The following is a 22,888-nucleotide window of genomic DNA, read 5'->3' as shown; positions in this document are numbered from 1 at the left end:
TCAGCCTTCCAGACCGAGCAGCGTCACGGACTCTTCTCGCATCTGCACCTTGCGGATCTTTCCCGATACCGTCATAGGGAAGGCCGATACCACGTGCACGTAGCGCGGGATCTTGTGGCGCGCGATCTTCCCGTCCGCGAAGGCTCGGAGGTCGTCGACGGTGAAGGACTGCACGCCCTCGCGGAGCTGGATCCAGGCCATCAGCTCCTCGCCGTACTTCTCGTCGGGCACGCCGATCACCTGCGCGTCGAGGATGTCCGGGTGGGTGTAGAGGAACTCCTCGATCTCCCGCGGGTAGATGTTCTCGCCGCCGCGGATCACCATGTCCTTGATCCGGCCGGTGACCCGCACGTAGCCGTTCTCGTCCATCGTCGCGAGGTCGCCGGTGTGCATCCAACCGTCGGCGTCGATGGCCTCGGCGGTCTTCTCCTCGTTGTTCCAGTAGCCCTTCATCACGGAATAGCCACGGGTGCACAGCTCCCCGACCTCGCCGCGCGGCAACACGGTGCCGTCGAGCGGGTCGATCACCTGGATCTCCAGGTGCGGTCCCACCCGCCCGACGGTGCCGACGCGCAGCTCGAGCGCGTCGTCGACCCGGGTCTGCGTGGACACGGGCGAGGTCTCCGTCATGCCGTAGCAGATCGAGACCTCGCTCATGCCCATCCGGTCGACCACCTTGCGCATGACCTCCTCCGGGCACGGCGAGCCGGCCATGATGCCGGTGCGCAGGCTGGACAGGTCGTAAGTGTCGAAGGTCGCGAGGGCGAGCTCGGCGATGAACATGGTGGGCACGCCGTAGAGGCTGGTGCACTTCTCCGCGGCGACGGCGGCGAGCGCGTCTTCCGGCACGAAGGCGGGACCGGGGATCACCATGGCGGCGCCGTGGGTGATGGCCGCGAGGTTGCCCATCACCATGCCGAAGCAGTGGTAGAAGGGCACGGGGATGCAGATCGAGTCCTGCTCCGTGTAGTCGAGCAGCTCACCCACGAGGTAGCCGTTGTTAAGGATGTTCCCGTGGGTCAGCGTGGCGCCCTTGGGGAATCCGGTGGTTCCCGAGGTGTACTGGATGTTGATCGGGTCGTCCGCGCGCAGCTCGTCGCCGAGGTCGGCGAGGGCGTCGAGCTCGTCGTCCGACGGTGCCGCCAGGTACGCCTCCCACTCGGGCGAGCCGAAGGTCACCACGTCCCGCAGCGCGGGCGCCTCGGGGCGCGCGGCCTCCAGCATCGCCGCGTACTCGGAGGTCTTGAAGCTGGTCATCGTGAACACCGCCACGATGCCCGACTGGTTGAGGGCGTACTCCAGCTCGCGCTGCCGGTAGGAGGGGTTGAGGTTGACCAGGATCACGCCGGCGAGCGCCGTGCCGAACTGCACGATGACCCACTCGGGGGTGTTGGGCGCCCACACGCCCACGCGATCGCCGCGGCGGATCCCGCCCCGCAGCAGTCCCGCCGCGAACGCGCGGGAGTCGGCGAGCAGCTCGTCGTAGGTCCAGCGGCGGCCCGAGGGCACGTCGACGAGCGCGGTACGCTCGCCGAACCGGTCGGTCGTCATCTCGAGCTGGGCACCGATCGTGGCGGTCAGCAGCGCGGGCTCGGCCTCGCCGCGATCGTAGGACGGGGTGGTCATCTCTTCACTCCTACTGATTTTCTTCAGTCGGCCCGGGCGACGATCGCGCGGGCCTGGGCGAGCAGCGGCGCGTCGATCATCCGACCACGCACCTGGTAGACACCGTTGTTGCCGGCCTCGGCCTCGAGTACCTCGCGGGCCCAGGCGATCTCGTCGTCCGTGGGCCGGTAGGCGGCCCGGATCACGGCCGACTGCGAGGGGTGGATGCAGACGGTGGCGGCGAAGCCGAGTGCCACCGCGTCCTCGGCCTCCGCGGCGAGGCCCTCGGTGTCGGCGATGTCGATGTGCACCGCGTCGAGGGCGAACTTGCCGTGCGCGGCGGCCGCGAGCCGGGTCGCCGAGCGGACGTGCCGCGGGACGTCGCGGTAGGTCGCGTCGGCGAATCGGCTGGACCGCCCGCCCATCGCGGCGACCAGGTCCTCCGCGCCCCACATGAGGCCGATGCACCGCGGGTGCGCCGCGATCTCGTTCACGTTCACCGCGCCGAGGGGCGTCTCGATGAGCGCGATCACCTGCAGGCCGTCGACCTGCGCCAGCTTGTCCAGCTGGTGCGCCGACTCGGTCTTGGCGAGCATGACCACACGATAGGCCGTGCGGCGCAGCGCCTCGATGTCTTCGGCGAAGTCGTAGGTGCCGAAGGCGTTCACCCGCACGATCGTCGTCGCCGGGTCCAGGTCGTTGTCGATCAGCGCCTCGCGGGCCGCGGGCCGCGCGTCGGCGGTGACGGCGTCCTCGAGGTCGAGGATCACGGCGTCGGCGCGCTCGGCCGCCTTGGCGTACCGCTCGGGCCGGTCGGCGGGGCAGAACAGGATGGCGGGGCCGGGCGGCTGCCAGGCGGGGGCGTCGCGCCCGTCGTGGTGGAACATCTACTCCCCCTCGCCCGACGGTGCCCGGCGCACCAGCGTGGACCGCTCGGCCACGGCCACGACGGCGCCGTCCTGGTTCCGCGCGACGTGCCGCAGGTTGACGATGCCCTCGCCCGGCCGGGACTTCGACTCCCGCTTGCCCGTGCACAGCGTCTCCGCGTACAGGGTGTCGCCGGCGAAGACCGGTGCGGGGAAGGCGATCTCGGAGAAGCCCAGGTTCGCGACCAGCGTGCCCTGGGTGAGCTGCGCGACGGACAGGCCCACCAGGGTGGAGAGCGTGTACATCGAGTTCACCAGGCGCTGACCGCCGAAGCCGGGCTGCTGCGCCGACCAGTGGGCGTCCAGGTGCAGCGCCTGCGTGTTCATGGTCAGCTTGGTGAACAGCATGTTGTCGGCCTCGGTCACCGTAACGCCGGGCCGGTGCTCGTAGAGCACGCCGTCCTCGAACTCGTCGAACCACAGGCCGCGCTGGGTGACCCGCCGCACGGGCTCCTGCTCGCTCACGAGTTCAGCCCCAGCGAGCGGGCGATCAGCATGAGCTGGACCTCGGTGGTGCCCTCGCCGATCTCGAGGATCTTCGAGTCGCGGTAGTGCCGCGCGACGGGGTACTCGTTCATGAAGCCGTAGCCGCCGTGGATCTGGGTGGCCATGCGCGCGTTGTCCATCGCCGCCTCCGAGGAGATCATCTTCGCGATGGCGGCCTCCTTCTTGAAGGGCTTGCCGGCCAGCATGAGGCGGGCCGCCTCGTAGTAGGCGACGCGCGAGGTGTGCGCCCGCGCCTCCATCCGCGCGATGGCGAACGCGATCGACTGGAACTCGCCGATCGGCTTGCCGAAGGCGTTGCGCTCCTTGGCGTACTTCACCGACTCGTCGACGCAGCCCTGCGCGGCGCCGGTCGCGACGGCGGCGATGGCGATGCGCCCCTCGTCGAGGATGGAGAGGAAGTTCGCGTAGCCGCGGCCCTCCTCGCCCAGCAGATTCTCCTTCGGCACGCGCACGTCGGAGAAGCTCAGCGGGTGCGTGTCGGAGGCGTTCCAGCCCACCTTGTTGTACGCGGGCTCCACGGTGAAGCCGGGCGTGCCGCTGGGCACGATGATCGTGGAGATCTGCTTGCGGCCGTCCGGCTTGGTGCCGGTCACCGCGGTCACCGTCACCAGGCTGGTGATGTCGGTGCCCGAGTTGGTGATGAACTGCTTGGAGCCGTTGATGACCCACTCGTCGCCGTCGACCTTGGCGGTGGTCTGCGTGCCCGAGGCGTCCGAGCCGCAGCCGGGCTCGGTGAGGCCGAAGCCGGCCAGGTTCTCGCCCGCAGCCAGGGAGGGCAGGTACTTCTGCTTCTGCTCCTCGGTGCCGAACTTGTAGATCGGCATGGCACCGAGACCGACGCCGGCCTCGACCGTCATGGCGACCGACTGGTCGACGCGACCGAGCTCCTCCAGAGCGAGGGCGAGGGCGAAGTAGTCGCCACCCATGCCGCCGTACTCCTCGGGGAAGGGCAGGCCGAACAGGCCCATCTGCCCCATCTGCTTGACGACCTCGTACGGGAAGGAGTGCTCCTCGTCGTGCTTGGCCGAGACGGGCGCGACCACCTGGTTCGCGAAGTCGCGCACCGTGTCCCGCAGGTCGGCGTAGTCCTGAGTCAGTTCCATGTCAGCTCTCTTCCGTTTCCGTGGCCGTGACGGTCGCGAGCACCTGGGCCGCGGTCACCTTGTCTCCTGCGCGCACCGCGATGGACACGACACCGTCGTGCGGCGCGGTCAGCGGTTGCTCCATCTTCATCGCCTCGATGATCACCAGGGTCTCGCCCTTGGTCACCGCCTGGCCGTCCTCCACCGGCACCGCGACCACGGCGCCCGGCATGGGGCTCACGACGTCGCCGCCGTGGGCGCCGTCGCGGTCCTTCGACGTCGACTTCGCGAGCGGCAGCTCGTACGTGCCGTCCTCCCCACTGACCCAGTAGGTTCCGCGATCGAGCGCGACGGTGACCGGCGTGGAGAAGCCGTCCACCACCAGGCGCTCGCCGACGATCCGGGCCGTGCCCGACCAGTCCAGGCGGGGCTCGTCGCCGGTGCTGCGCACCGTCACCGCGTCGCCCAGGACGGACGCGTCGACACCGTCGAACCGGACGACGGTGGGCCGCGCGCCCCCGATGCGCCAGCCGGTCTCCGTGCCCCACGGGCCCTCTCCGCGGGAGGCGGCGACCGCCGAGACCGCGGCGGCGGCGTACGCGCGGACCGTCGGCTCGGGGCGGGTGTAGGTGGGCGCCAGGCGATCCAGGAGTTCGGTGTCGAGCCTGCCGGAGACGACGTCGGCGTCGGCGAGGACGAACCGGCAGAAGTCGACGTTGGTGCGCAGGCCCGTCAGCTGGGTGCCGGCGAGCGCCTCGTCGAGCCGCCGCAGGGCCTGCTCGCGGTCGTCGGCGTGCACGATCACCTTGGCGAGCATGGGGTCGTAGTCGCTGCCGACGACACTGCCGGACTCGATGCCGGTGTCGACGCGGACGGGGCCCCGGCGGTCGCTGCGCGGGTACCGCAGCGCCGTCACGGTGCCGCCGGTGGGCAGGAAGCCCGATGCCGGATCCTCGGCGTAGACGCGGGCCTCGACGGCGTGGCCGGTGAGCACGATGTCGTCCTGCGTGAGCGACAGCTCCTCGCCGTTGGCGACGCGGATCTGCTGCTCCACCAGGTCGACTCCGGTCACCAGCTCGGTGACGGGGTGCTCGACCTGCAGGCGGGTGTTCATCTCCATGAAGAAGAAGGCGTCGGGACGCTTGGCCGAGACGATGAACTCGACGGTGCCCACGCCGGTGTAGCCGACGGAACGCGCGGCGTCGCAGGCGGCGCGGCCGATCTCGGCGCGCGTGGCCTCGTCGAGGAGGGCCGACGGGGCCTCCTCGATCACCTTCTGGTGGCGGCGCTGCAGCGAGCACTCGCGCTCGCCCAGGTGGATCACGTTGCCGTGCTTGTCCGCCAGCACCTGCACCTCGATGTGGCGCGGCGTGTCGACGAAGTGCTCCATGAAGAGCGTGTCGTCGCCGAACGCGGCGGCGGCCTCCCGGCGGGCCGCGGCGACCGCGGCGGGCAGGTCCGCCGGGTTCTCCACCCGGTGCATGCCCTTGCCACCGCCGCCGGCGCTGGGCTTGATGAGGACGGGGAAGCCGATGCCCTCGGCCGCGCCGATGAGGTCGGCGTCCGTGAGGCCCGGGCGGCTGATGCCGGGGACCACCGGCACGTCGCGCTCGACGACCGCGGCGCGCGCCGTGATCTTGTCACCCATCGTCTCGATGGATTCGACGGGCGGGCCGAGGAATTCGATGCCCGCCTCCGCGAGCGCCCGCGCGAAGGCGGCGTTCTCGGAGAGGAAGCCGTAGCCGGGGTGCACGGCGTCGGCGCCGGTGGCACGGGCGGCCTCGACGACCTTGTCGATGCGCAGGTAGCTCTCGGTCGCGGCCGCCGGGCCGAGGCGCACGGCCTCGTCGGCGAGCTTCACGTGCCGGGCGTCGGCGTCCGCGTCGGAGTACACCGCGACGCTGGCGATGCCCAGGGTGCGCAGGGTGTCGATGACGCGGCAGGCGATCTCGCCGCGGTTCGCGATCAGGACCTTCTCGATTTTTCTGCCACGTGCCACATCAGTGCGCATGTCGGTTCCTCTTGTTTCGTGCCCTCTGCTCATGGACATGCCTCACATCCGGAAGACGCCGTAGGAGACCTCGGCCAGCGGCGTCCGGGACGCCGCCTCCAGCGCGAGGCCGAGGACCGTGCGGGTGTCGGCGGGATCGATCACGCCGTCGTCCCACAGCCGGGCCGTGGAGTAGTAGGCCTGCGACTGCCGCTCGAACTGGTCGCGCACGCCCTGCTTGAACTCCTCCATGCCCTCCTGCTCGCGGCGGACGGAGCCGAGCGTGTCGGCGGCCTGCGGGCCGCCCATCACGGAGATCCGCGCATTGGGCCACATCCACAGGAAGCGCGGCGAGTAGGCGCGGCCGCACATCGAGTAGTTGCCGGCACCGAACGAGCCGCCCACGATCACGGTGAACTTGGGGACGCGGGCGCAGGCGACGGCCGTGACCATCTTGGCGCCGTGCTTGGCGATGCCGCCCTCCTCGTACTGGCGGCCCACCATGAACCCGGTGATGTTCTGCAGGAACAGCAGCGGGATGCGGCGCTTGTCACACAGCTCGATGAAGTGGGCGCCCTTCTGGGCGGCCTCGGCGAAGAGCACGCCGTTGTTGCCGATGATGCCCACCGGGTGGCCGTGGATCCGCGCGAAGGCGGTGACCAGTGTGGTGCCGAAGAGCTCCTTGAACTCGTCGAACTCGCCTCCGTCGGCGATGATCTCGATGACCTTGCGCACGTCGTAGCCGATCTTCGGATCGGTCGGCACCACGTCGTACAGGTCGGTCTGCGGGCGGGCCGGCGGCAGCGCGGGGCGCACGTCCCACTGCACCTCGCCGACGGGGCCGAGGCGTCCGACGATCTGCCGGACCTTCTCCAGCGCCTCGTCGTCGGAGTCGACGAGGTGGTCGGTGACGCCCGACTTGGTGGAGTGCATGAGGCCGCCGCCGAGGTCCTCGGCTGTGACGTCCTCGCCCGTCGCGGCCTTCACCAGGGGCGGGCCGGCGAGGAAGATGGTGCCCTGATCCCGGACGATGATCGTCTCGTCGCTCATGGCCGGCACGTAGGCGCCGCCCGCGGTGGAGCTGCCGAGAACGGCGGCGATCTGCGGGATGCCCGCGGCGCTCATGTTCGCCTGGTTGTAGAAGATGCGGCCGAAGTGCTCCCGGTCGGGGAAGACCTCGTCCTGGTTGAGCAGCATCGCGCCGCCCGAGTCCACGAGGTAGACGCAGGGCAGCCGGTTCTGCATCGCGATCTCCTGCGCGCGCAGGTGCTTCTTCACGGTGACCGGGTAGTACGTGCCGCCCGAGACCGTCGCGTCGTTGGCGACGATCATCACCTGCCGGCCGGCGACCGTGCCGATACCGGCGACGGCGCCCGCGGAGGGAGCCTTGCCGTCGTACATGTCCTCGGCGGCCAGGGGCGCCACCTCGAGGAACGGGCTGCCGGTGTCGAGCAGCCGCCGGATCCGCTCGCGGACCAGCAGCTTGCCGCGGCCCTCGTGCCGGGCGCGCGCCCGCTCGCCGCCGCCCTGCGCCACCCTGTCGAGCCGTTCACGCAGCTCGGCGACGTTCGCCTCGTGTTCCTCGCGGAATGTCACGCCCGCTCCTTTGGGTTATTCACCATTAACTGAAAACGAGAGTATGTGACCCCGGCCACCGTGTCCAGTCTTACTCGGCGGTAGCTTCCGCGAGGCGGTTTGCGAAGGTCGGCGGACTCAGACGCCGAGGGCCGCGAGGGCCTTGTCGCGCAGCAGCGCGCGGAGCCGCGGCTGCGGCAGCGCCGGGAGGCTCGGGGCCGCGTTGATCAGCCCGAAGACGGCGTGCACGACGGCGCGGTTGTCCACGGGGTCGCCGCCGAGGGCGGTGAGCGCATCGGTCCAGATCTCCACGTACTGCCGCTGCAGCCGTCGCACGCGACGCGCCGATTCCGGCGCCAGCGACCACATGTCGCGGTACTGCACGCGGATCAGGTCGGGCTCGGAGGCCGCGAAGTCCACGTGGAAGTCCACCAGGTCGTGCAGCGCCTGCCGCGGGTCCCCGGCACGCTCCTCCGCGACCCGGCGGCCACCGTCGTACAGGTACTCGGAGATCTCGACCAGGAGCGCGGCGAGCACGTCCTGCTTGCCCGCGAAATGGCGGTACATGGCGGGGCCGGAGACGCCCGCCGCCGCGCCGATGTCCTCGAGGCGCACGCCGGCGAAGCCGCGCTCGGCCATGAGCGCCGCCGCGGCGGCGAGCAGTTCGCGGCGGCGGGCCGCCTTGGCACGCTCGCGCGCCGTCCCCGCCTCGGGCCCTGCCGTGCCGGCCCGGCCGGTCGTCGGTACCTCCATGGCGGGCCACACTACTCGGCTTGCCCCGCCCCAGGACGCGTGTCATGCTTGTTCGGTAAGGCGCCATTCGTTCGCTGAGGCTCCTTCGCGGAAACAGGCCAGCGACCCCGAACGTCGAGAGACGCCCCGGGTCAGGACAGGCGCATCCGGCTTAAGGGTGCTCCCCGATTGGCTCCCGTACTGCTCGTACGGGTTCACGCCGCGAAGTGCTGAAGGTCTGACGTGGAGGGGCGCTCAGTCTTCACCCTCCCTCCATCGGCGCGTGGTCTTCCCGACACGGAGGTGATGCAATGCCCGACGACAGTCATAGTCTCCCGCTCGGCGTTTCCCGCATCGCTCCGGAGATCCGCTGAGCCCCAACCCCTTCGGGTAGCACGACACCGCCCCGGCGACGACCCGCCGGTGGCCGCGCGCTGCCCTCAGACCGCGCTCATCACACGCAGTGGCACGCCGCGACCCGTCGTCGTGGTGCGATCCCGCGTGTCCCGACGAGGGAGAGAACCATGCACGCCACCTCGACCATCACTCAGCTCGACATCCTGTTGCGGATCGCCGCGGGCGTCGGCTTCGGCACCCTGATCGGCCTCGAGCGGCAGTACCGCGCCCGCATGGCCGGCCTGCGCACCAACGCGCTGGTCTCGGTCGGCTCCGCGCTGTTCGTGGTGTTGTCCGCCTTCGGCTTCGAGGGCGGCGACCCCACCCGCGTCGCGGCGCAGATCGTCTCGGGCATCGGCTTCCTCGGCGGCGGCGTGATCCTCCGCGACGGCCTCACGGTGCGCGGCCTCAACACGGCCGCCACCCTGTGGTGCTCCGCCGCGGTGGGCGCCCTCGCCGGATCGGGGCTGTACTTCGCCGCCGCCGTCGGCACCGCCGTCGTGATCGCCGTCAACACGGCGCTGCGGTCGGTCGGCCACGTCGTCGACAAGGCGCCGGACACCGGCAAGGAGGCACCGAGCCGCTACGAGTTCGTCGCCGTGACCCGCGACGAGAACGAAGCGCACGTGCGCGTCATGCTCGTGCAGGCTTTGAGCCGCACCGTCTTCCACCTCCAATCGATCAGCAGCAACAACGTCGACGACGGTCTCGTCGAGGTGCGCGCCACCCTGGCCGCGGACGGCCGGGACGACCGCGCCCTCGAATCCGCGATCAGCCAACTGAGCATGGAACCGTCGGTCACCGCCGTCCGCTGGAACGTCCTCACGGAGCCCGAGGAGGCGGACCTGTGACCACCACTCCCCTTGCGGGCGGCGTGCTCTCGGCACGCGGCCGCGCCGGGCGCACGCGCGGGGCGGGCATCGCCGCCGACGTCCTCGTCGTCCTCGGGGCGGCCGCCCTGATCTGGCTCGTGATCCGGGTCGGGCAGGGCATGAACGCCCCCGTCGACCTGTCCCACGCGCAGGCCGGCATCGACACCGACCCCGCGCAGCTCCCCTACTACGCGGCCCGATCGCTGCTGCGGATGTTCCTCGCGCTCGCGGCGTCGCTCGTCTTCACCTTCGTCTACGCCACGCTCGCCGCGCGCTCACGCCGGGCACGGGCCGTGCTCATGCCCCTCCTCGACGTGCTGCAATCGGTGCCGATCCTCGGCTTCCTGTCGGTCACGGTGACGCTGTTCATCGCGCTGTTCCCGGGCTCCACCCTGGGCCTCGAGTGCGCCGCGATCTTCGCGATCTTCACCTCGCAGGCGTGGAACATGACCTTCGCCTTCTACCAGAGCCTGATCAGCCAGCCCCGCGAGCTCGGCGAGGCGGCCGAGAACCTCGGCCTGTCCCGGTGGCAGCGGTTCTGGCGCCTGGACGTGCCCGGCGGCATGATCCCCCTGGTCTGGAACGCGATGATGAGCTTCGGCGGCGGCTGGTTCTTCCTCACCGCCTCCGAGGCCGTGTCGGTGGCGGGCAAGGAGTACGCGCTCCCGGGCATCGGCGCGTACGTCGCGTCCGCCTCCACCGACGGTGACCTCGGCCGCGTCGGCTGGGCCGTCCTCGCGATGATCGTGGTGATCGTCGCCGTCAACCTCCTGTTCTGGAGCCCCCTCACCGCCTGGGCCGAGCGTTTCCGGCTGGAGGACTCGGCGACGGGGCGCGAGCCGAAGTCGGCGGTGCTCACCCTGCTGCGCCGCTCGCACGTCAGCGCGGTCGTCGGGCGCGCGCTCGCGCCGGTCGTCGCGGTCTGCGACCGCGTCTTCGGGTCCCTCGGCGGACGGTCCGGGACGGCGACCGTCGTCGCACCGGCCCGGCGCCGCCTCGGCGACCTGCTGTTCGCCGCCGTCGTGCTCGCGCTCCTCGGCTACGGCCTCTACCGGTGCGTCGAGGTGATCCTGCGCGACGCCGGCCTCGCCGAGGTCGGCCACGTCCTGTTGCTCGGCCTGGCGACCCTGTCGCGCGTCGCGGTGGTGATGCTGGTCGCGACCGTCGTGTGGGTACCGATCGGCGTGATCATCGGCCTGAACCCGGCGCTGAGCCGCGCGCTTCAGCCGTTCATCCAGATCTTCGCGAGCTTTCCCGCGAACTTCCTGTTCCCCGTGGTCACGGCCGTCTTCGTCGCGTGGAGCATCCCCCTGAACGTCGGCGGCATCGTGCTCATGGCGCTCGGCACCCAGTGGTACATCCTGTTCAACGTCATCGCCGCCGCCAGCGCGATCCCCGGCGACCTGCTCGAAGCCGCCGACGACATGCGGCTGCCGCGGCTGATGACGTGGCGGTACGTGCTGCTGCCCGGCGTCTTCGCCGGCTACGTGACCGGCGGCATCACCGCCGCCGGCGGCGCGTGGAACGCCTCGATCGTCGCCGAGGTCGTCTCCTACGACGGCCGGGAGTACCACGCGTACGGCCTCGGCGATTACATCGCGCGGGCCACCGCGGCGACCGGCGTCGAGCACACGGCACACCTGCTACTGGGCATCGTCGTCATGTGCCTGTTCGTGGTCGGGACCAACGCCGCCCTCTGGCGCCGCCTGTACCGCCTGGCCGAGCGCCGCTACTCCCTCTAGACCTCTTTCTCCGACCCCTTATTACTAGGAGGCATCCCATGACCACCGTGACCCGTCCCGGCGACCGGCCTCTGATCCACCTCTCCGGCCTCACCAAGAGCTTCGAGGGCGCCACCGGCGAGGCCCTCACCGTGCTCGACGACATCGAGCTCACGATCCGCCCGGGCGAGATCGTCGCCCTGCTGGGCCGCTCGGGCTCGGGCAAGTCGACCCTCCTGCGGATCATCGCCGGGCTCATCCCCGCCACGTCCGGCACCGTCGAGGCCGACGGGGCCGCCCTGTCCGGCCCCAACCCGGGCACCGCGATGATCTTCCAGTCCTTCGCGCTCATGCCCTGGCTGACGGTGCAGGACAACGTGGAGTTGGGGCTGATCGCCCGGAACGTCGCGCACGACGACCGGCGGGCCCGCGCGCTGGCGGCGATCGACACGATCGGCCTGGACGGCTTCGCGTCGGCCTACCCCCGCGAACTGTCCGGCGGGATGCGCCAGCGCGTCGGATTCGCGCGCGCCCTCGTCCTCGAGCCCGACCTGCTGCTCATGGACGAGCCCTTCTCCGCGCTGGACGTGCTGACCGCCGAGAACCTGCGCAACGAGATCGTCGAGCTGTGGGGGCAGGACGACTTCCCGACGCGCAGCGTCTGCATCGTGACCCACAACATCGAGGAGGCGGTGCTGCTGGCCGACCGCGTCGTGGTCCTCGGCTCCAAGCCCGGCCGCATCGTGCACGAGACCTCCATCCCGCTCGCCCGGCCCCGCGACCGGACCGCACCGGAGTTCGAGGCCGTCGTCGACGAGCTGTACGAGGCCCTGACGGGGCGCAGCGCGGAGATCGAGCACGCCCCGGACCCGAGCGACGCGACGCCCGTGAGCCGGCCCCTGCCCGACGCCACCGTCGGCGGGCTGGCCGGCCTCGTCGAACTCGTGCACGCGCACGACGACCACGCCGACCTCCCGGACCTCGCGGCGGACCTGAACTTCGAGCTCGACGACATCATGCCGCTGGTGGATGCGGCGGCGATGCTGGGATTCGTGGTGGTCGAGGGCAACGACATCAGCATCACCGACGAGGGCCGCACCTATGTGACGGTGCCGCTCACCGAGGCGAAGGAGGTCTTCGCGCGACAGGCCGCGGCTCGCGCACCGCTCGTGCGGACGGTCCTCCGCACCCTGCGCGCGGCGAAGGACGGGGCGGTCCGGCTCGGCTTCTTCGTCGACCTGCTCCGCCGCGGCTTCGGCCCGGAGGACGCCGAGCGCCAGATGCGGCTGGCGATCGATTGGGGCCGGTACGCGGAGCTCTACGACTACGACGCCGACGCCGATCGGATCCGGCTCGACCAGCGATGACACCATCGTGATCCACAGCTTTGTGATCGCATTGTGACCAAGCACACAATCATCCGAACCGCCCCCCTAGAGGTTGTCTCGCCGCAATCATTTCGTTATCGTCGACGGGACGCGGATCACGAAGCGGTCACGATGAGGACATCGTCGGATCACCACGTGGTCCGAAGTGCGGTTTTACGGTTGGAGTAGGCGAGATATGACACGGAGTCGCGAGAACCACGTGCGCTGGCAAGGCGGCACGCAGGTCCTCGATGATGAGTCGATCACCGCGATCATCCCGCTGGATGAGCTCGAGACACGTCTCGAGGAGGCCTATTCCGAGACCTGGACCGACGCGCCGGACGACACCGCGCTGGTCTACCGCCCCTCCAGCTCCGAGGTCACGCAGGACCTCATGATCCCCGAGGTGCTGTTCACCGGGGACACCGAGCTCGACGAGCCCGACCTGGACGAGCTCGAGGAGACCGCACTCCTCGGCTCGCCGGAGGCCGCCCCCGAGCTCCTCCCCACGCCCGTCCGCAAGGTCGGCAAGCACCGGGTCCCCACCGCGCCGCACGCCCTCAAGGGCCGCGCCGCCCTGCTCGCGCTCGCCGCGGGCGCCAGCGTCGCCGGTGCCGCCGTGGTCAACGCCACCGGCAGCGACGCCCCGTCGACCTCGCAGCAGCCGATCGTCCCGCCCGCCGGGCCCGAGTTCAACGCCGGCCGCCAGGCGCCCCTGCCCGCCGCGCAGGACACCGAGCAGTTCGCCGCCGGTCTCGCCGGCGGCAAGGCCCGCAAGGACGCGGACGACAAGCGCATCATCGACTCGATGCGCCCGAAGGTGACCGCCCCCGTGAACGGCGCCACCCTCACCTCGAACTTCGGCACCCGCTGGGGCGCCATGCACGGCGGCCTCGACCTGGCCGCCCCGCTCGGCACCCCGCTGTTCGCGGCCGCCGACGGCGTGGTCACCGACGCCGGTCCCGCCTCGGGCTTCGGCATCTGGATCAAGATCCGCCTCTCGGACGGCACCGTGCTGGTCTACGGCCACATGTACAACGTGAACGTCCAGGCCGGCCAGACGGTCAAGGCGGGCGACCTCATCAGCTGGGTCGGCAACAACGGCTACTCCACCGGCCCGCACCTGCACTTCGAGGTCCACGGCGCCGGCGGCGCGAAGCTGGATCCGCAGGCTTGGCTCGCCGAGCGCGGCATCCGCGTCTAGCTCGCACCCCACGAACGCTGAAAGGCGCCCCGGATCACCGGGGCGCCTTTCGCGTCGTTCGGGGTGGGACGACTACAGCTTCTCCATCGGCAGGCCGCCGAAGGTCATCAGGGTGACGGTGCCCGACGAGCCGAAGTCGAACGTCGCGCGCTCCATCGGCCCCGCACCCGTGACCGCGGTGACCGTGCCGAGTCCGAACGAGTCGTGCGAGACCCGGTCGCCCACCGCGAGCGAGAGCTTGTTGGCGCGGCGCGTGGGCTTGGGAGCCCGCTTGGGCGTCCAGCCACCGTCGGACCCCGAGGACCGGCCCCGGCCGCCGTACTGGCCGCCCCCGTTCTGGCCGCCCCAGGACGGGCGGTCCTGCCCGAAGACGCCGCGGGAGCCGCCGAACTGGCTGCGCTTCGGTTCGAGGCGGCGCCAGTCGATGAGGTGCTGCGGGATCTCGGCGAGGAACCGCGACTCCGGGTTCTGCATCGGATCGCCCCAGGTGGCGCGGATCATCGCGCGGGAGAGGTAGAGGCGCTCGCGGGCGCGGGTGATGCCGACGTAGGCGAGGCGCCGCTCCTCGGCGAGTTCCGCCTCGTCGCCGAGCGCGCGCATGTGCGGGAACTGCCCGTCCTCCCAGCCGGTCACGAAGACCACGGGGAACTCGAGGCCCTTCGCGGTGTGCAGGGTCATCATGGTCACGACGCCCGCGTCGCTGTCGGGGACCTGGTCGGCGTCCGCGACCAGCGAGACGCGCTCCAGGAAGGCCGCCAGCGAGCCGGGCTCGGGCGCGCCCTCGTCGACGACGACGTCGGTGAAGTCCTGGGCGGAGAACTCCCGCGCGACGCTGATGAGCTCCTCGATGTTCTCCAGGCGCGCGCCGTCCTGCGGGTCCGACGAGCCCTCCAGCTCGGCCCGGTAGCCCGTCTTCTCGACGACGGCCTCGAGCAGGTCGCCGAGGTCCTGATCCTCGTCGGCTGCGGTGCGACGCAGGTCGGCCATGAGGCCCGCGAACGTGGCGATCGCGTTGCGCGAGCGCGGGTTCAGCATGGCGACGGTGCCGTCGACCGCGTCCTCGATCGCGGTGCTGAACGTTCCCCCGCGGTTCTCGGCGTGCACCGTGAGGCAGGCCTGCGCGCGGTCGCCGATGCCGCGGCGCGGGGTGTTGACGATGCGCTGCAGGCTGACGGTGTCGTTCGGGTTGTCGATGGCGCGCAGGTACGCGACGAGGTCGCGCACCTCCTTGCGCTCGTAGAAGCGGACGCCGCCGACCACCTTGTAGGGCACGCCGTGGCGGATGAAGACCTCCTCCAGCACGCGCGCGGCGGTGTTGGTGCGGTAGAAGACCGCCACGTCGCTGTACTTGACGCCCTTGTCGGCCAGCGCGTCGATCTCCGAGACCACAAAGCTCGCCTCGTCGTGCTCGTTGTCGGCGACGTAGCCGGTGATGAGGTCACCGTCGCCCTGGTCGGTCCACAGCTTCTTCTCGCGGCGGCCGGCGTTGCGGGAGATGACCGCGTTGGCCGCGGAGAGGATGGTCTGGGTGGAGCGGTAGTTCTGCTCCAGCAGGATGGTCTCCGCGTTCGGGAAGTCCCGCTCGAACTCCTCGATGTTGCGGATCGTCGCGCCGCGGAAGGCGTAGATCGACTGGTCCGCGTCACCCACCACGCACAGCTCGCTGGGCTCGACGCCGTCCGCATCGGTCTCGAGGCCCACCAGCTCGCGGACCAGCACGTACTGGGCGTGGTTGGTGTCCTGGTACTCGTCGACCATCACGTGGCGGAAGCGGCGGCGGTAGTACTGCGCGACGTTGGGGTGCGACTGCAGCAGCGCCACCGTCTCCCCGATGAGATCGTCGAAGTCGAAGGCGTTCGCGCCGCGCAGGCGGGACTGGTAGGTGCCGTAGACCTCGGCGACGGTGACCGCGAACGGCTCCCCCGTCTTCGCCGCGTCCGCGGAGGCCTGCTCCGGATCGATCAGCTCGTTCTTGAGGTTGCTGATGTGGGTGGCAAGCGCCCGCGGCGCGAACTTCTTCGCGTCCAGTCCCATGTCCTTGACGATCATGGTGAGCAGGCGGCGGGAATCGTCCGCGTCGTAGATGGAGAAGTTCGAGTTCATGCCCGGCAGCAGGCCGGCCTGCGCGCGGAGGATGCGCACGCACGTGGAGTGGAACGTGGAGACCCACATGATCTTGGCGCGGTTGCCGACGATGCCGGCGACGCGCTCCCGCATCTCCGCGGCCGCCTTGTTGGTGAAGGTGATCGCGAGGATCTGGCCCGGGTGCATGTTGCGGGCGGCCAACAGGTAGGCGATGCGGCGCGTGAGCACGGCCGTCTTGCCCGAGCCCGCGCCCGCGACGATGAGGAGCGGCGAGCCCTCGTGCAGCACCGCCGCACGCTGCTGCGGGTTCAGCCCCTCCAGCAGTTCCTGGCCGCGTTCCTTCCGCTCCACCTGCGCTTTCGGGCGGGAGAAGGGCTGGCGCTGGCGGAGTCCGGACTGCTGCGGTGCTGGGTTACTCATCTCCCGTCCAGAGTAGCCGGGAGGCCTGACAGTTTCGTGCGCCGCGCTCCGCGGGAGAGCGAGGCGAGGACGCGAGCGGCGTGGCCGACGGCGAAACATTCGAAGCGTTCTGCGAGATTCCAGCGCGGGAACCTCGCAGAACGCTTCGAAAGATGTGCCCTGGCTCAGGCGGCGGCGGGAGCCGCCTCCCCGGTGTCGGCGCCGGCCGACTCCTCGGTGTCCGACGCGTCCGCACCAGCGGTGGCGTCGGTGCCCGCGGCGCCCTCGGACGCGGCGGTTTCGTCCGTCGCCTCCTCGGCGGGCGTCTCCGCCGGAGTCTCCGTGGCCGGCGTCTCGGCGGCCGGTGTCTCGGCGGCCGGGGTCTCGGCGGCCGGGGTCCCGGCGGCCGGGGTCCCGGTTGCAGGTGTCTCGGCGGGAGTCTCGGCCGGGGCCTCGGTGGTCGGCGTTCCGGCCACCGGAGCGTCCGCGTCGGGCACCGTCGGGGACGAGGGCTGGGCGGCGCCACCCGTCGGCGCCCCGGAGGCGCTGCCGTCCGAGGTCTTCACGACCGAGGTCTCGACCGCGGCCTTCGCCGGCGCGTCAGCGAGGCTCGTGGCATCGGCCGACGGCGCGGTCTTGCCGGTGAGCCCGTCGAGGAAGCCGGTCCCGACGCCCAGCAGGCCCGGGAGCAGGCCGATGGTGAACGGGTTGTCGGAGAACAGCGCGTCGTTGCCGGCGGTCAGCGTGCTCCCCAGCCCCGCCACCGCGGCGTTGATCGCGGCGATCGGGTCGCCGGTGCCGAGCGCCTTCACGACGTTCTCGAGACCGGTGAAGGCCGTCGACGGAACCATGCGGGTGGCGTTGTACAGGCCGAGGGTCAGGTACAGCAGGGGCTCCGCGGCACCGTCGAGCCCCTTGCCGAGCGGGCCGAGGATCGGGTTGATGATGTCGCCGGTCTGGAGCACGGCGCCGCCGAGCTCGAGCAGCGGCGCGGCCAGGATGCCGTGGATGACCTCGTAGGAGTCGGCCCACGTGCCGGCCGGAACGCCGGTGAGCAGGGTACTGAGGATCCGCTGCACGCCGTCGGGTCCGGCGAGGTTCGTCACGATCCGGGTCAGCGTGTCCGTCCAGATCCCGCCGATCGCACCGAAGTCGGGCAGCGCGGTCGGCGACGCCGCGAGCGTGGACGCGGATGCGGACGTGAAGGTGACCTTGGTGCCCGTCGGCAGCGTGAACGGTCCCGCGTTCGCCCAGTCCGAGCCGGCGATCCCGCCGAGGATCGTCGGGAGCAGGTTGATCAGGCTGGGGATCGCGCCGTACTCGCCGAACAGCGCACCGATCGCCTTCTCGTTCACGGCGGACGCCGTGCCGAACAGCGACGTCAGCGCCGCGGCGGGGCCGCCGGTGCTCAGCGCCTTGAGGGCGGCGGTGACGCCGTCGGCGAGGAGCGCCGGCACCTCGACGCCCGCCTGGAGTGGACCGAGCGCGAGCCCCAGGAGCGGCCCCAGCGCGGCCGTCAGCCCGTCGCCGATCGGCCCGAGCTGGCCGCCGATCGCGTCCATCACGGGAAGCAGGCTGATCGCGGGCGTGAGGATCGCGCCGGTGATCGTCGTGGCGAAGGTCGTCCACGCGTCGCCCAGTTTGCCCGCGGCGAGATCGGCCTGGATCTTCTCCAGGTTCACCAGCAGATTGTCCTCGAGGTATTCGAAGAAGGCCTGGCCGGCGTCGCCCGCCGCGCCGGCGACGGTGCCGGCGGTGGCGAGCTGGTCCTGCACCAGCTTCGTCAGGCCGGTGACCGGGTCCGTCACGAACTTCAGGCCCATCGCCGTGGCCCAGTTCGCGACGGCACTGGCCGCGCCGCCGAGGTCCTGGACGATCGGCGGGAGCGACGGTGCCGTCACCGCGCCCATCGACGTGGCGACGGGCGCGACCGCGACGGCCGCCGCCGCGGCCAGGGCGACGGCGGGTGCGGCGTAACGACGGTGGGAGGACCGAGGATCTGCTGCGAGCATGGAGAAACACCCTTCAACTGGAGTGAGCCGGATCACACACGAACCGGACGAACGGAACATACGCCCACGCCGTGGATATTCGGACCGCTTTCGAAGAAGCTTTGCGACACCACACGTCAATCTGTCTCAATGCGGTCTGCACGTTTCTGAACATGCCAGGTCACGGGCATGTTTCTCCGCCGGAGACGAGTCCGCTCCCCAGCGGCGACGTCGTGGCCGGTAGTTCCACGGGTCGGCGCTGGGGAGCGGAGCGCGAGCGCCGTCAGGCGCCGGTGGTGGCCTCCGAGGCCGCCGTGGCGTCGTCCGCGCCGGCGTCCGACGAGTCCTCGCCGGCACCCGTCGATGCGCCCGCCTCCGACTCCGCCGGATCCTCGGCCGTGGGCTCGGCGGGCGCAGTCGGCTCGGCCGGGGTCGTCGGCTCCGCCGGCGCGGTCGGCTCCGCGGGCGTGGTCGGCTCCGCGGGGGTGGCCGGCTCCGCGGGGGTGGCCGGCTCGACGGGGGTCGACGGCACCGTCGGCGCAGGGACGTCGTCGACGACGGTGCCGCCCGTCGCCGGGGTACCGACGGCGGGAGTGCCGGCGGTGGGAGTGCCGGCGGACGGCGTCGACGCCTCGACGGCGACGTCGGTCGTCGCGGGCACGTCGGTCGTCGCGACGGTGTCGGCGGCGGGCTTCGGCGACTCCGCGGCGGGCTTGAACGCGTCGAGGATGTTCTTGCCGATGTTCGCCAACCCCGGGAAGACCGCGTTGTCGAACGGATTGTCCTTGGCGACGAACAGGCGGTCGTTGAGGAACGTCGTCAGCGCGCCGACGTCCGTCGCGAGGCCGGTGAGCGCCTTGGCCGGATCGCCGGAGAGCAGCGCGGTCACCAGGTTCTGGCCGATCGCCACCACCTTGCCCGGGGTGTCGAAGAGCACCGCCAGCGCCGAGTTCCCGAGGCCGATGAAGTCCGCCTGGGAGTTCGTGAGACCGACGCCGATCGGGCCGAGGTAGGGGTTGACGAGGTCGGTGATCGGCATGATCCCGCCCAGCAGCACGATGATCGACAGCGCCTTCGCCTTGTCGGCGACCTCGCCGATCGCACCGGCCGGGTCGCCCTTGCCGAGCTTGCCGAACGCGTCGGTGATCGTCTTCAGGACGCCGGGCGTCCACTGGTCGCCCTTGACGCTCGCGGCGAACATCTCGAAGCCCGCCTTCCAGGCCTCGAACAGCGTCGCGAAGTCCGGCATCCCGAGCGCCGGCGCGGAGGCTACGGCGGCGCGGGCCGCCATGGCGTCGGCCTGAGCGGAGGCGGGCAGCTTCGGGATCAGCTCGCCGAGCACCGCGGAACCGGCCTTGACCAGGTTGGGAATGAGCCCCGTCGCCGCGTTGGTGATGTTGGCCTCGAGGAACTTCCCGATGCCCGCGACGCCGGCCGAAACCGCCGCACCGATCTTCGTGACGTCGCCGGAGAGCATCGCCTTGACGATGCTCTCGCCCGCCGCGAGCACCTCGTAGGGCAGGCGCGTGGTGAGCGCGAGCGCGGACTGGCCGAGCGGAATGAGGTACGGGAAGGCGGCGTCGAGGCCCTTGCCGAGCGCTCCGAGCTTCGGATTGAACTCCCCCGAAATGGGGAACAGGACGGCCATCATCCCGATCATCGCGGTGGTCTCGACCAGGCTGCCGATCGGCCGGTACGCGCCGGCGACACTGCCGGCCTTGAGCGCCTCGAGCGCCTGCTCGAAGGACTTCTGCACGCCGCCGCCGAACTCGCCGGCGAGGCTGGCCTGGACCTGCTTGAAGGCCTCCTGCAGCGTGTCCGCGAGGAAGGTCACGTCGCCCCAGCCCCACGTCGGAGCGGCCGCAGCAGCGGTGGGTCCGGCTGCGCGGGGCAGGAGGTTCGCGACGGAGCCGGCGACCTGCGTCTGCAGGTTCACGAGCTTCGCGGGGTTCACGAGCACGGTGGAGGCGGGCGCGGTGACGGCGCCGACGGAGGCGGTCACGGGCGCGACGGCGATCGCGGCGGCGGTGACCATGGCGAGGGAGGCACCGGCGTAGCGGCGCGAGACGGATCGACGGACGACGGCTTGCATTTCAGGCAGCACCCTTCGGCTGGAGTGAGTCCGATCACAGGAGATCCGGACCAGCGCACCATACAACCCACACCGTGGATTTACGCCCGAATTTCGGAAACTTTGCGACATCAGACGTTGATGTGTCGCACCGAAGAATCCACGCTGTGGGTAAACCGCAGGTCACGTCTCGTCAGACGGGGCGACGAGGGATCAGCGGGCGGCCGACGCCGGGACCAACAGACCGACCGGACCGCTCCCCACGCACGCGACCAGCCCCGGCGTCTCCGCGCGCGCGACGAGGCCGTCGCCGGTGCCCGTCACCCGGGCGTAGACGGTGTGCGCACCCCTGCGGACGGGCACCCGGACCGGTGTCGCGCCGCGCTGCTGCTGCAGCACGACCACCCCGTCGGACGAGGCGAGGTAGTTGAGCTCCACGACCCAGTCCCAGAACGCCAGCGGCCCCTCGTACGCGAGGACGGCCGAAGCGGTGTCATCGACGCGGGTGCCGCACGGGAACGGTCCGAGCGGCAGGCTCCGCACGCGGGTGACCCGGCCGGGCTGGAAGCGTCCCTGCTGGTCGACGACCGTCGTCTCCCCCGCGTACTCCGCGAACCGCGGGTGCGCGGGCTGCGTGGCGAGGATCCGCGAGAGCCGGTTGTTCGGGGCGGCGAGCCGGGCCAGGATGTCGCCGTGGACCTCCTGGTCGAGCACCTCGCGATCCGCGTAGGCGGCGGCCCCGGCGCGGAGGTTCTGCAGGTAGGGGCCGGTCGGATTGTCGTGCCACGGGGGCGCGAAGCGGACGGCGGAGACGGTGCCGCTCAGCGCGAAGACGACCACGACGGCGGCCCGCAGGCGACGGTCCGTCGTGAATCCGGCGACTGTCGACCTCACGAGGCCGAATCCGGCCTCGCGACCCCGAATTCCGCCGGTTTCACAACGCAGCACGATGGCCGCGGCGAGGGTGAGCACCCACGCGAAGTCCGCGAAGTAGCGCAGCGAGAGCGGCAGCAGCGCCGACGTGTACTCGGAGCTGCGCAGGAAGAAGACCGTCGACGAGGCGCCGAGGAAGTAGGCGGCGGCCGCGCCCCACACCGCGAGCCCCCGCGGCGTGCGCCACCAGGTGACCGCCAGGATCGCGACGATCGCGACCAGCCCCACGACCGTGATCGTCACGTCGGTGACCACGAGCGGCGGGCCCGGGTTCTCGCGTCGCCACGTCCACGGCCCGCCCACCGCGGCGGGCGCGAGCACCGCGTTCACCGACCGCCACAGCACCCGCGCCGTGAACCCGACGGTGTGCGTGCCCGGCCGCGACGCCGTGACCGACAGCCACAGCACCATCCAGGCCACGACCACCAGGGCGAACGCCGCCCACAGCCACCGGCCGCGGCGCAGCACCGTCCGGACGGGCCGGCGGTGCCCGCGCACGTACGGCAGCAGGCAGGCCGCCGCGAGCGCGACGAACGGGATGACCAGCGCCTTCTCGAAGAAGAGCAGCGAGGCCAGCAGGGCCGCGACGGCGTACGCGCCGGAGCGCCGGCGGCCGCGCAGATACCGCACCGTCTCGGCCACGACCACCGCGAGCCCGATCTGCAGCGGCAGCGCGTTGAGCGCCGAGGCCCACCAGGCCGTCGCCGTGAGCGTGAGCGGGCTGAACAGCAGGAAGACGAACGGGACCAGCACCACCGGGCGACGTCCCGCGACGATCACGAGCGTGCGCAGGGTGAGCACCGAGGCCGCCAGCTGCAGGACGAGGATCGACGCGGCGGCCGCCGGCCAGCTCAGCGGCGCGACCTTGGTGATCGCGGCGGCCGCGACCAGCGTGCCGGGCATGAAGTGGCCGTCGTAATCGACGAACCACGCTCCGAGGTCGGTGAGCGGGCGCGACGCCCGGCCGATGAAGGCCACGTCGTCCCAGTAGAAGTTCCCGCGCGCGAGCACGTACCCGCGGACCGCGAGCTGGAGGACGACGAGCACCGCCGCCCCGATCCACAGCTGTCGCCGCGGAGCGGGGAGTCGCGACGTACGGAGCACGGTGCTCGATGGTAGATCCCGCGGCTGTGGAAAACTTGAACCCATGAGCACACCGGACGACACCGGCGCCGAGACGCCGCTCGCCGACGAGGAGATCCAGGCCCTGCGCGAGGAGATCGACCGCCTCGACGCGGAGATCCTGGCCGCGATCAAGCGCCGCAGCGAGGTCTCGCAGATCATCGGCCGCACGCGCATGGCGTCCGGCGGCACGCGCCTGGTGCATTCGCGGGAGATGAAGGTGCTCGAGCGGTTCTCCGAGCTCGGCCGCGAGGGCCACACCCTCGCGATGCTCCTCCTGCGCCTCGGCCGGGGCCCGCTCGGCCGGTAG

General features: G+C 71.2%; 16 protein-coding genes and 1 riboswitch. Of the genes, 5 read left to right on the top strand and 11 right to left on the bottom strand.

Annotated features, from left to right (window positions below):
* From BLW32_RS05880 to BLW32_RS05850, 7 genes are all read right to left on the bottom strand, one after another.
* The gene (locus BLW32_RS05880; protein ID WP_068740947.1) at positions 1-1,626 is read right to left on the bottom strand and encodes an AMP-binding protein; all 1,626 of its coding nucleotides are present in this window, start codon (positions 1,624-1,626) and stop codon (positions 1-3) included.
* A 23-nt stretch (positions 1,627-1,649) separates the two neighbouring features.
* Positions 1,650-2,492: an HpcH/HpaI aldolase/citrate lyase family protein gene (locus BLW32_RS05875; protein ID WP_068740946.1), complete on the bottom strand. Its 843-nt coding sequence runs from the start codon at positions 2,490-2,492 to the stop codon at positions 1,650-1,652.
* Positions 2,493-2,996 carry a MaoC family dehydratase gene (locus BLW32_RS05870; protein WP_068524199.1) on the bottom strand — a complete coding sequence of 168 codons (504 nt, stop codon included), beginning with the start codon at positions 2,994-2,996 and terminating at the stop codon, positions 2,493-2,495. It lies immediately after the preceding gene.
* Positions 2,993-4,141, bottom strand: a complete 1,149-nt coding sequence (locus BLW32_RS05865) for an acyl-CoA dehydrogenase family protein (protein WP_068740945.1) — start codon at positions 4,139-4,141, stop codon at positions 2,993-2,995. The genes BLW32_RS05870 and BLW32_RS05865 overlap by 4 nt, the downstream gene beginning before the upstream one ends.
* A gap of 1 nt (position 4,142) precedes the next feature.
* Complete coding sequence (locus BLW32_RS05860) at positions 4,143-6,131, bottom strand: acetyl/propionyl/methylcrotonyl-CoA carboxylase subunit alpha (RefSeq protein ID WP_068740944.1); 1,989 nt, start codon at positions 6,129-6,131, stop codon at positions 4,143-4,145.
* Between the two features lie 42 nt (positions 6,132-6,173).
* Positions 6,174-7,706 (bottom strand): carboxyl transferase domain-containing protein, encoded by a 1,533-nt coding sequence (locus BLW32_RS05855; RefSeq protein WP_068524196.1) that lies wholly within the window; start codon positions 7,704-7,706, stop codon positions 6,174-6,176.
* Positions 7,707-7,823: 117 nt separating this feature from the next.
* Complete coding sequence (locus BLW32_RS05850; protein ID WP_068524195.1) at positions 7,824-8,438, bottom strand: TetR/AcrR family transcriptional regulator; 615 nt, start codon at positions 8,436-8,438, stop codon at positions 7,824-7,826.
* Between the two features lie 59 nt (positions 8,439-8,497).
* Positions 8,498-8,673: riboswitch (M-box (ykoK) riboswitch) on the top strand.
* 286 nt (positions 8,674-8,959) lie between these two features.
* Here BLW32_RS05850 and BLW32_RS05845 point away from each other — a divergent pair.
* The 4 genes from BLW32_RS05845 to BLW32_RS05830 all read left to right on the top strand — a co-directional run bounded on the left by BLW32_RS05845 (position 8,960) and on the right by BLW32_RS05830 (position 13,977).
* Entirely contained in the window at positions 8,960-9,664 is a 705-nt protein-coding gene (locus tag BLW32_RS05845) for an MgtC/SapB family protein (RefSeq protein ID WP_068524728.1), read from the top strand.
* Positions 9,661-11,427 carry an ABC transporter permease gene (locus tag BLW32_RS05840; protein WP_082791299.1) on the top strand — a complete coding sequence of 589 codons (1,767 nt, stop codon included), beginning with the start codon at positions 9,661-9,663 and terminating at the stop codon, positions 11,425-11,427. The genes BLW32_RS05845 and BLW32_RS05840 overlap by 4 nt, the downstream gene beginning before the upstream one ends.
* A gap of 38 nt (positions 11,428-11,465) precedes the next feature.
* Complete coding sequence (locus BLW32_RS05835; protein WP_068740943.1) at positions 11,466-12,773, top strand: ABC transporter ATP-binding protein; 1,308 nt, start codon at positions 11,466-11,468, stop codon at positions 12,771-12,773.
* Between the two features lie 196 nt (positions 12,774-12,969).
* Positions 12,970-13,977, top strand: coding sequence for a M23 family metallopeptidase (locus BLW32_RS05830; RefSeq protein WP_231857330.1), 1,008 nt, complete (start codon positions 12,970-12,972; stop codon positions 13,975-13,977).
* Positions 13,978-14,049: 72 nt separating this feature from the next.
* Here the strand turns inward: BLW32_RS05830 and pcrA are convergent, their stop codons facing one another.
* The 4 genes from pcrA to BLW32_RS05810 form a co-directional block, all read right to left on the bottom strand.
* Complete coding sequence (gene pcrA / locus BLW32_RS05825) at positions 14,050-16,482, bottom strand: DNA helicase PcrA (RefSeq protein ID WP_082791298.1); 2,433 nt, start codon at positions 16,480-16,482, stop codon at positions 14,050-14,052.
* 164 nt (positions 16,483-16,646) lie between these two features.
* Positions 16,647-18,473, bottom strand: coding sequence for a hypothetical protein (locus tag BLW32_RS27400; protein ID WP_068740941.1), 1,827 nt, complete (start codon positions 18,471-18,473; stop codon positions 16,647-16,649).
* Between the two features lie 262 nt (positions 18,474-18,735).
* Positions 18,736-20,544: a hypothetical protein gene (locus tag BLW32_RS27395; protein ID WP_068740940.1), complete on the bottom strand. Its 1,809-nt coding sequence runs from the start codon at positions 20,542-20,544 to the stop codon at positions 18,736-18,738.
* 192 nt (positions 20,545-20,736) lie between these two features.
* Positions 20,737-22,560 (bottom strand): hypothetical protein, encoded by a 1,824-nt coding sequence (locus BLW32_RS05810; protein WP_139286089.1) that lies wholly within the window; start codon positions 22,558-22,560, stop codon positions 20,737-20,739.
* Positions 22,561-22,603: 43 nt separating this feature from the next.
* Between BLW32_RS05810 and BLW32_RS05805 the strand changes: the two genes are divergently transcribed.
* On the top strand, positions 22,604-22,888 hold the full coding sequence (locus tag BLW32_RS05805; RefSeq protein ID WP_068524189.1) for a chorismate mutase: 285 nt from the start codon (positions 22,604-22,606) through the stop codon (positions 22,886-22,888).

This window comes from Tsukamurella tyrosinosolvens, assembly GCF_900104775.1.
GTDB lineage: Bacteria > Actinomycetota > Actinomycetes > Mycobacteriales > Mycobacteriaceae > Tsukamurella > Tsukamurella tyrosinosolvens.
This window is presented reverse-complemented; position numbering and strand designations above follow the sequence as displayed.

Excerpts from the sequence above, each read along its gene's own strand:
- BLW32_RS05880 (WP_068740947.1), bottom strand. The coding sequence starts at position 1,626 with ATGACCACCCCGTCCTACGATCGCGGCGAGGCCGAGCCCGCGCTGCTG.
- BLW32_RS05875 (WP_068740946.1), bottom strand. The coding sequence starts at position 2,492 with ATGTTCCACCACGACGGGCGCGACGCCCCCGCCTGGCAGCCGCCCGGC.
- BLW32_RS05865 (WP_068740945.1), bottom strand. The coding sequence starts at position 4,141 with ATGGAACTGACTCAGGACTACGCCGACCTGCGGGACACGGTGCGCGAC.
- BLW32_RS05860 (WP_068740944.1), bottom strand. The coding sequence starts at position 6,131 with ATGCGCACTGATGTGGCACGTGGCAGAAAAATCGAGAAGGTCCTGATC.
- BLW32_RS05850 (WP_068524195.1), bottom strand. The coding sequence starts at position 8,438 with ATGGAGGTACCGACGACCGGCCGGGCCGGCACGGCAGGGCCCGAGGCG.
- BLW32_RS05835 (WP_068740943.1), top strand. The coding sequence starts at position 11,466 with ATGACCACCGTGACCCGTCCCGGCGACCGGCCTCTGATCCACCTCTCC.
- BLW32_RS05830 (WP_231857330.1), top strand. The coding sequence starts at position 12,970 with ATGACACGGAGTCGCGAGAACCACGTGCGCTGGCAAGGCGGCACGCAG.
- pcrA (WP_082791298.1), bottom strand. The coding sequence starts at position 16,482 with ATGAGTAACCCAGCACCGCAGCAGTCCGGACTCCGCCAGCGCCAGCCC.
- BLW32_RS27400 (WP_068740941.1), bottom strand. The coding sequence starts at position 18,473 with ATGCTCGCAGCAGATCCTCGGTCCTCCCACCGTCGTTACGCCGCACCC.
- BLW32_RS27395 (WP_068740940.1), bottom strand. The coding sequence starts at position 20,544 with ATGCAAGCCGTCGTCCGTCGATCCGTCTCGCGCCGCTACGCCGGTGCC.
- BLW32_RS05805 (WP_068524189.1), top strand. The coding sequence starts at position 22,604 with ATGAGCACACCGGACGACACCGGCGCCGAGACGCCGCTCGCCGACGAG.